Here is an 8,810-nt window from a genome sequence, read left to right as displayed (position 1 = left end):
TGGTCTTCGTTAAACCGCGTGTATCGCTCGAAAATTTTATCTTGCTGCTCTTTGCTTAACCCCTCGCCGCTATTTGAGATCTTTAGCTCGCCGTCTTGCAAACTAACCGCGACGTAGCCGCCTTGGTTTGCGTATTTTACGGCGTTGCTTAGTAGGTTATCCACCGCTCGTTTTAGCTCGTAGCCGTTTGCGTTTATGAGAGCGTCATTTAAATTTAACTTTAGATCAAGCCCTCGCTTGGCAAAAAACGGAGCGAAAAACTCGAGCCGTTCGTTTAAAATATTTTTCAAATTTAGCTCTTCTTTTGGTGCGCAGCGCTCGGCGCCAAACGATAAATACGTAAGATCCTCGTAGGTGCGACTTAGCGTTTTAGCCGCGGTTTGGATGTTGTTTATGCGCTTTAGATTTCGCTCGCTTAGGCTACTTTTGTCTGCCGTTTCGATGCTCATGAGTATCACGCTAAGGGGCGCGTTTAACTCGTGCGTGGAGTCTTTGATAAAGCGGTTTAGCGCGGCGATCTTGGCGTGTAGCGGCGCTAGCGCGGTCTTTGCTAGATAAAAGGCGATTATCATGATAACGCCTAAAACGATAAGCAAATTTAGCGCCGTACGCAGTCGCAGCAAATTTAGCTCGCTCGTGACGTCCTTGCCGCTTAGCGCGATCTTTGCCGTGGCTAGCTCGTCCGCGCCGCCTTCGTCCATGTTTTGTAGCGCCTCAAATATCGTCACCTTGCCGTCCGATACGACTGCACCACTCTGTGCGTCGTCAAATTTAGCGCAGCCCGCCTCGCCGTATAAAATTTGACCGCTTTTAGCTACGATGCAGGCTTTGACGTCTTTTTCGGCGGTAAAGCTTTTTACTGCGCCAAGCCCGTCCATACGCGCTTTCATGTAGATGCCCATCTTGATCTCTTTTAGGTTTTTGACCTCGTTTGAGATGAGGGCTTCTTTTTTCATCTTATAGTCGTTCGTGAAAAAATACCCCAAAAATAGGGCGCTAGTGATGAGATAAAGCGAGAGGATTTTGGCTATAACGGCGGAGCGCTCAGACATAGATATAGCCGTCGCCGCGCCTATTTATGATCGCGTCCTTGCCTAAAATGCGGCGTAAGTTTTTGACGTAAACCCGCAGGCTCAGCTCGCTTGGCTCCTCGCCGTAGTTCCAAATTTTCTCAAATATCGCCTCTTTGCTCAGCAGCGCGTTTTTATTCTCCAAAAATAGCGCCAAAAGCTCGCTTTCTTTGTTTGAGAGGTTTACGATTTGCCCGTTTTGCCTTAGCGTTTTGGAGCTTGGATAAAATTTATATCCATCGTTAAGCTCGATAAATTCGTCGTTTATGTGAGAAAATTTGCGCTTGAGTAAAATTTGAATACGAAGCAAAAGCTCTTTTAGCTCGTAGGGCTTTTTTAAGTAGTCGTCACAGCCGCTTTTGTAGCCGATCTCTAGGTCTTGTAGCGCGTTTAGCGAGGTGGTAAAGATCGCAGGCGTATCGTCGCCAAGCCGCCTAAGTTCGCGCAAAAGGGAGAAACCGTCGCCTTTAGGTAGCTTGACGTCGAGGATGAGGATATCAAAATTTCGCTCGTAGGCGGTATCTAGAGCCGCTTTAGCATCGGCACGAACGATCACGTCGTAGCCTTGTTCGCTCAGATACTCGCTGATGAGTTCGCTTAGCGTCTCATCGTCCTCTACGAGCAAAATTTGCGTCATTACATCTTATCCTTTTTCATATCTTTCATATCGTCTTTCTTTTTACCCATATCGTCTTTCATCTCTTTCATGTCGCCCTTCATTTCGTCCTTTTTTATCATCATATCGTCTTTTTTCTCCATCATGGCGTCCTTCTTTTCCATCATGGTATCTTTTTTCTCCATCATATCGCCTTTCATCTCGGCAGCAAAGATAGAACCTGTAACAAACAACGCGCTAAGCGCAACTAAAGCTAACTTTTTCATAGCATCTCCTTTAGGAAAATTTATGATGGAAGTTTAGCTAAGAAATGTGAAACGAGCGTGAAATTTACGCCATCAGGCTAAATACATACGATAAAAGCGGCAGGCTAATAAAGCTAAACGCCACTCCTACGGCCACGGCGGCGACTGCTAGCTGGCTATCAAGCTCTGCTTTCATGATCATCGCGCTTGCTAGCACCATCGGCGGCATGGCGCACTGCAGGATGCCGATCATCCAGGTTTGACCGAAATTTACGCCAAAAACTATCGTAACGAGTATGAATAAAAACGGCGCGACGAGCATCTTGCCTGCGATAACGACTGCGGTTGATTTATAGCAGCTTTTGATACTGCGAAATCCAAGCCCGATGCCGATCGCAAAAAGAGCGACGGGGACGACGCTTTGCGCAAAAAGAGTAAGCGCGTCAAATAGCACATTTGGAAGCGGAACGCCGCGGAGTAAAAAGCCTAAAATAAGTGCGACGAAAGGGGGAAATTTGACCACTTTCATAACGTTTTGCACGAGCGAAACCTTCGCCGGAGCGCCGAAAGCTAAGATAAAAGGGCCAAAAATGCTAATCGGGATCGAGGTGGCTAGCTGATCGTAAAAGATAACTTCATTCATCGCGTCCTCGCCAAAAAAGCCCTTGATGATGGGCATACCCATAAATACTGTGTTTCCGAACATTCCTAGCAGTACGGCGCTCACGGTCGTGGCTTTATTAAATTTTAAAAATTTGCACGCGAAAAATATCGCCGCAGCGCCCAGCATCGAACAGGCAAAACCCGTGGCGATGACGTTAATGAGCGTGGTGTCGATGTTTACGTGGTAAATTTTATCGAAAATAAGCGCCGGAAGAGCGAAGCAAAGCGCGTAGTTTATGAATACGGAAGCGTTTTTTTGCTCAAAGACCTTAAATTTTTTCGCCCCGTAGCCCGAAGCGATAATGATAAAAATAGATAATAATTGCGTAAACATTTGCGTAATCCGAAGTTATAAATTTTAAAAAACCGATTATACGGCGGCTCGCATTAAAGAAAAATAAAATTTAGTTGATTTACTTAACATCGCCTTAACGGGTTTTTGTATATAATCTCGCGTTAAATTTAAAAAAGCGAGAAATAATGAAAAAATTTATCAAATTTATCGCGGTTTTAGCCGTGCTGGCTGGGGTCGGTTACTATTTTTACGATAAAAATTTTAACGTCCCGCAAGGCGATCAGTTTATCACCTCAAAAGCCGTTCGCGGCGAGCTGGTGAAAAGTATCGAAAGTAACGGAGAGATCTACGCTACCGAGCTAATCGACGTGGGCGCGCAGGTAGGCGGCCAGATCAAAAAGCTCTACGTCAAACTAGGCGACGTCGTAAAAGCCGGCGATATGATAGCAGAAATCGACTCCGCAACTCAGCAAAATAACGTAGATACCAAAAAAGCCCAGCTTGGGATTTACGAAGCGAAGTTAAATTCAGCCAAAGTCGCACTTGAGATTTCAAAGACCAAATTTAAGCGCGAGCAAGAGCTTTTTGCTAAAAATGCGACCTCGAAAGAGGAGTTTGAAAACGCCAAAAATACCCTAGCAGCAAACGAAGCCTCGCTAAAAGAGATCGAAGCGCAAATCGTGCAGGCTAAAATCTCTCTAAACACCGCTCAAATCGACCTTGGCTATACTAAAATCATCGCTCCAAAAGGCGGCGTCGTGGTCTCCGTGCAGGTTGAAGAGGGACAAACCGTAAACTCAAACCAAATTACGCCAACTATCGTAAATATCGCCGATCTAAGCAAAGTTCAGCTAAAAATGGAGATCGCCGAGGGCGACATAACTAAAATCAAGGTCGGCTCGAAAGTCGAATACTCGATACTCTCCGAGCCAAATCGTAAATTTTACGCCCGTATTAGCTCGATTGATCCCGGTCTAACCACGCTAAGTAACGGCAAATACAAAACTACCTCAAGCTCGGGCACGACCGCCTCAAGCTCCAGCAGCTCGGCGATCTACTACTACGCTAAGGCCGTGGTAGATAATCCTGACGGCACGCTAAGGATCGGTATGACTACGCAAAATACCATCATCCTAGATAGCGCTAAAGACGCCGTCATCGTGCCATCGATCGCTATCAAAAAAGAGGACGGCAAAAGCATAGTCTACGTGCTAAAAAGAGGCGAAAACGGACTAGAAACGGCCGAGCGAAGAGAGGTACAAACAGGACTAATCGATAGCCTAAAAACTCAAATTTTAAGCGGAGTAGAGGAAGGCGAGGAGGTCGTGACGAAACGAAACTCGGCGGCTGAAATCAATGCGATGCTCGAAAAAGAAAAAAGAAGAATGAAGCTCTAAGGCGACGTCTTGAAAAATTTGATAGAACTTAAAAACTTAAGTAAGAAATTTAAACTCGGCGATAACGTATTTGACGCGCTAAAAGATGTAAATTTGAGCATAAAAAAGGGCGAGTTTATCGCCATCATTGGACAAAGCGGATCGGGTAAATCCACGCTCATGAACATCCTTGGCTGCCTAGATAACCCAAGCGGCGGGCAGTATCTGCTAGAAGAGCGCGACATATCTAAATTTGAAGGCGACGAGCTAGCGCGTTTGCGCAGAGAGAAATTTGGCTTTATCTTTCAGCGCTATAACCTGCTATCTACGCTTACTACGTTGCAAAACGTGGCGCTACCTAGCGTATATGCAGGCGTTTCTAAAAAAGAGCGCGAGAAAAAGGCCGGCGAGCTTTTAGAAGGTCTCGGCCTTGGCGAAAAGCTACAAAGCTTGCCCAATAAACTTAGCGGCGGACAGCAGCAGCGAGTCTCGATCGCTAGAGCGCTCATAAACGGCGGTGAGATCATCCTGGCTGATGAGCCAACGGGTGCGCTAGATAGCAAAAGCGGCCTCATGGTGATGGAAATTTTAACAAATTTGCACAAGCAAGGCCACACCATCATCATCGTTACGCACGACCCAAATATCGCCGCATACGCAAACCGCGTCATCGAGATAAAAGACGGTAAAATTTTGAGCGATACGGTAAAAAGTGAGGAAATTTTCGCCTCCGAAAAACCGGCGCCAAAGCAAAAAAATATCTTTAGCTTTTACAAAGATCAGTTTATCGAGAGCTTTAAAATGTCGATAAACGCGATCCTTAGCCATAAACTTCGCTCGGCGCTAACGATGCTTGGCATCATCATCGGCATCACATCGGTTATCTGCGTAGTAGCACTTGGGCAGGGCTCGCAGGAGCAGATCCTCTCCGATATCCGCGGTATCGGCACTAACACGATCGATATCCTAAACGGCAAGGGTTTTGGCGATATGCGCTCGGAGCGGGTGAGAAACCTGACCGTTAGCGACGCAACGATGCTATCTAAGCAAGACTATCTAGATAGCGTCACGCCAAACGCCTCTGCTAGCGGCACGCTCACCTACGGCAATAAATCAGCCTCCGCAACGATTAAAGGCGGTAGCGAGGAGAGCCTAAACGTGATGGGCTACAAGGTCGAGGCCGGACGAGTGTTTACCGCCCAAGAGGTCGCAGAGTCGGCGTCCGTGATCGTGATAGATCAGCCTACTCGTGAGCAGTTTTTCGCAGACGAAGATCCGCTAGGCAAAACGGTGCTTTTTAACAAACGCCCCTTTAAAATCATCGGCGTAGTAGCCAAAAACGACAATATGTTCGCAGACTCCAGCACTCTGCGCACGTTTTCTACTTATACAGCGGTCATAAATAAACTAACCGGCGATAGGCACCTATCATCTATCACGGTTAAGGTAAAAGATAACGTAAATGCGCAAATCGCCGAGCAAAGTCTAACGGAAATTTTAACCGCAAAGCACGGTAAAAAGGACTTTTTCACCAGAAACTCCGACACGATTAAAAAAACGATCGAGGAGACTACGAGGACTATGACGCTGCTGATTTCTTGTATCGCCTTTATCTCGCTGCTAGTGGGCGGTATCGGCGTGATGAACATCATGCTAGTTTCCGTAACCGAGCGCACCAAAGAGATTGGCATCAGGATGGCGATCGGCGCGCGTCAGGGAAACATCCTAGAGCAGTTTTTGATCGAGGCCGTGTTGCTGTGTCTCATTGGCGGACTCATCGGTGTCGGAACGGCCTTTGGCATCGGCTATCTAGCAGAAAATTTCGCGCCCGGCGTAAAGATGATATTTTCGCAGACTTCTATCGTGGTAGCGCTCGTCGTTTCTAGCGCGATAGGCGTGATATTTGGCTATATGCCCGCTCGCAGCGCCTCGAAGCTAAATCCGATCGACGCTCTAACAAGGGAATAAAATGAAAAAAATCTCCATAATCCTAGCCGCCTTTTTGCTCGGCGGCTGCGCGGTAACGCAGATAAACGAAAACTACGAGCAAATTTTGCTAAAAGAGGACGCAAGCGCCGATATAAGGATAAACCGCGAGTGGTGGACGGGCTACGGCGAAGCGCGCCTAAATGAGCTAATCGGCCTCGCGCTAAAAAATAATATAGACCTGGCAAAATCAGCCATAGCCGTAAATAAAGCCCTAGCTCAAGCAGGCGTCTTGCAGGCCGATCTCGTGCCTAGCTTTAACGCAAATTTAGGCGCGGAAACCGGTAAAAATATAAAAACGGGCGGCAGCTGGAGCGAGAGCTATAAAAGCGGCATCTCGCTAAGCTACGAGATCGATCTGTGGCGCAAGCTCGCAAACTCCGCAGACGCCGCCATGTGGGAGGCAAACGCGACCAAATACGACCTAGAGGCCGCTCGCCTCGCGCTCGTTAACTCCGTCGCGGACGCGTATTTTGAGGCAAAATATCAAAAAGAGAGCATAAACCTATACGAAAAGACGCTAAAAAACTACGAAGAGCTAGAAGCCATCATAAAGGCTAAATTTGAGCTGGGCAAAGAAGAGGAGCTAAGCCTAAAGCAAGTAAAAAGCTCGGTAATCTCGGCTAAAAATAGAATTTTAAACGCGAGCAAGAGTCTTGACGCGGCGGAAAAAACGCTAAGAAATCTGCTAAACGTTAGGCCCGAGTTTGAGCTAAATTTAGGCGGGAATTTGAGCGATATCTCGCCTCAGGGCGTAAATTTCAACGTGCCGCTTTACGTTATCGGCGCGCGTCCCGATTTGCAGGCTGCGATCTCGCGTATCAAAGAGGCGCTTTTGGGGGTCAAGGTTAGCGAAAAGAACTTCTATCCAAGCATCACGGTAGGCGCGGGTCTTAGCGGTAGCGGAGATAGCGTGAGCGAGGGGCTTAAGCTAAATTTCTTAAGCGGCAATATCGCGATAAATTTGCCGTTTTTAAACTACTCTAAGCTTAAATCAAAGCTAAAAATCTCCGAGCTTGAGTTTGAAGCGATGAAGCTAAACTACGCGCAGACGCTAACGACCGCGCTAAACGAGATCGACGCTGGCTATAAAAACCTGCAAAAAGACGAGGCGGTCTTGCGAAATTTAAACGAAAATTTGCGAAATTTAAGCTCTATCAGCGACATATATAAGCTCAAATACGACTACGGCAAAACCGAGCTAAAAAACTATCTGGAGGCGCAAAATTCGCTGCTTGAAGGCAAGATTAGTACGCTAGCACAAAAGTATAAAATTTTGCAAGACGAAATCGGTATATATAAAGCGACGGCGGGAAAAGCGGAGTAAATTTGACTATGCCGCGCCTGATTTGCGGTTTTGGTTTGGGTGCGTTAAATTTGCGGCGAATTTGACGGCTAGTTAAATTTATCTAGCTGCAAATTTACTCGCGCCGTTTGCCTAGAAAATAAAACAGTCCCGCTAGCGTCGCAAAAAGAGCAAGCATAGATCCGGCGACGATAGCCGTGCCGTTTTGAAAGCCGTTTAAAAACATTCCGTTCGTATTCATCCCAAAAAATCCCGTGATCAAATTTAGCGGTAAAAATAGCGCCGAAAGTAGCGTCAGGATGTAGATGTTTCGGTTGATTTTGTCGTTTTTTAGGCTCTGTATATGCGCGTATATATCGTCTATCCTGGCGGCGTTTTCGCAGGCTGCGTTTTTTAGTACGCCGGCTTCGTAGACGTAGTTTTTGAGCTGTTTTTTAAGCTCAGGTCTTTCGTTCTGACAGATCGCTAGAGCCTCGTAAAAGTGCGAAATTTTGTTTTGAAATTTGCGTATTTCGTATTTTAAGACCGCGTGCTTTTTGATAAATTTAGTAAAATCCCTCTTGCCCGCGTAAATTTTCTCGTAGCTTTCAAGCTCGGCGGAGTGCTCGGCGATCTTGGCGCGAAACTCGCTCGTTATCTTTTTTACTACGCGAATAAACTCCTGCGAGCCGCTTTCGCTACCGTCCTGAGCGTAAATTTTATCATCTTTAAAGATAAATTTGTAGTTTTGTTCGCTGCCGTCCGTCACGAGATAGACGTACTCGCACTCCTCGTCGTAGAAGTACCCCGAGATATCGCGCTCGCTCACGGTTTTGCCTTATATGCTTGGCGCGTTTTTACCGCGTTTGGCGTAGAAATTTCGCCTAAATTTTTCAAATTCGCCTGCCGTTATCGCTTCTCTCATCTGCCGCATCAAATTTAGATAATAATGCAAGTTATGCAAGCTCGCTAGGCGGAAAAACGTCAGCTCGCCCGCGCGGTATAGGTGGCTAAGATAGGCGCGAGAGTAGTTACGGCACGCGTAGCAGTCGCACTGAGGATCTATCGGAGCGCAGTCGGTGGCAAATCTCGCGGACTTGATATTTATCTTGCCAAAACTCGTAAATAGCGTGCCGTTACGAGCGTTTCGCGTCGGCATCACGCAGTCAAACATATCCACGCCGCGAGCCACGTTTTCTACGAGGTCTTCGGGGGTGCCTACGCCCATGAGATAGCGCGGACGCGCCGCGTCGATGTAGGGCATCACGGCCTGC

At 47.0% G+C, this 8,810-nt stretch carries 9 protein-coding genes; 3 read left to right on the top strand and 6 right to left on the bottom strand.

Annotated features, from left to right (window positions below):
* The 4 genes from Q0546_RS07460 to Q0546_RS07445 form a co-directional block, all read right to left on the bottom strand.
* A partial coding sequence (locus Q0546_RS07460; RefSeq protein ID WP_298791843.1) for a HAMP domain-containing sensor histidine kinase occupies positions 1 to 1,052 on the bottom strand: 1,052 nt, incomplete at its 3' end.
* A complete protein-coding gene (locus Q0546_RS07455; RefSeq protein ID WP_298791841.1) occupies positions 1,045 to 1,707 on the bottom strand; it encodes a response regulator transcription factor in 663 nt (220 codons plus the stop codon). The genes Q0546_RS07455 and Q0546_RS07460, both read right to left, overlap by 8 nt.
* Positions 1,707 to 1,952, bottom strand: coding sequence for a hypothetical protein (locus Q0546_RS07450; protein WP_002944746.1), 246 nt, complete (start codon positions 1,950 to 1,952; stop codon positions 1,707 to 1,709). The genes Q0546_RS07455 and Q0546_RS07450 overlap by 1 nt, the downstream gene beginning before the upstream one ends.
* Before the next feature lie 64 nt (positions 1,953 to 2,016).
* The gene (locus Q0546_RS07445; protein ID WP_298791839.1) at positions 2,017 to 2,928 is read right to left on the bottom strand and encodes an AEC family transporter; all 912 of its coding nucleotides are present in this window, start codon (positions 2,926 to 2,928) and stop codon (positions 2,017 to 2,019) included.
* Positions 2,929 to 3,074: 146 nt separating this feature from the next.
* On the opposite strand from Q0546_RS07445, the gene Q0546_RS07440 reads away from it, so the two are divergent.
* The 3 genes from Q0546_RS07440 to Q0546_RS07430 are packed head-to-tail and all read left to right on the top strand — an operon-like array spanning position 3,075 to position 7,578.
* A complete protein-coding gene (locus Q0546_RS07440) occupies positions 3,075 to 4,286 on the top strand; it encodes an efflux RND transporter periplasmic adaptor subunit (RefSeq protein ID WP_298791837.1) in 1,212 nt (403 codons plus the stop codon).
* 18 nt (positions 4,287 to 4,304) lie between these two features.
* On the top strand, positions 4,305 to 6,233 hold the full coding sequence (locus Q0546_RS07435; RefSeq protein WP_298791845.1) for a MacB family efflux pump subunit: 1,929 nt from the start codon (positions 4,305 to 4,307) through the stop codon (positions 6,231 to 6,233).
* 1 nt (position 6,234) lies between these two features.
* Positions 6,235 to 7,578 carry a TolC family protein gene (locus Q0546_RS07430; protein WP_298791835.1) on the top strand — a complete coding sequence of 448 codons (1,344 nt, stop codon included), beginning with the start codon at positions 6,235 to 6,237 and terminating at the stop codon, positions 7,576 to 7,578.
* 94 nt (positions 7,579 to 7,672) lie between these two features.
* Here Q0546_RS07430 and Q0546_RS07425 read toward each other — a convergent pair whose 3' ends face one another.
* Together Q0546_RS07425 and Q0546_RS07420 are read right to left on the bottom strand one after the other, a co-directional pair.
* Positions 7,673 to 8,365 (bottom strand): CorA family divalent cation transporter, encoded by a 693-nt coding sequence (locus Q0546_RS07425; RefSeq protein ID WP_298791833.1) that lies wholly within the window; start codon positions 8,363 to 8,365, stop codon positions 7,673 to 7,675.
* A 9-nt stretch (positions 8,366 to 8,374) separates the two neighbouring features.
* Positions 8,375 to 8,810 (bottom strand): tRNA guanosine(34) transglycosylase Tgt (locus Q0546_RS07420; protein ID WP_298791828.1); only part of this gene is annotated, 436 nt, incomplete at its 5' end.

Source organism: uncultured Campylobacter sp., assembly GCF_937997465.1.
Taxonomy (GTDB): Bacteria; Campylobacterota; Campylobacteria; order Campylobacterales; family Campylobacteraceae; genus Campylobacter_A.
Note: the sequence above shows the minus strand (reverse complement) of the source record. Positions and strands in the feature narration are given on the sequence as shown.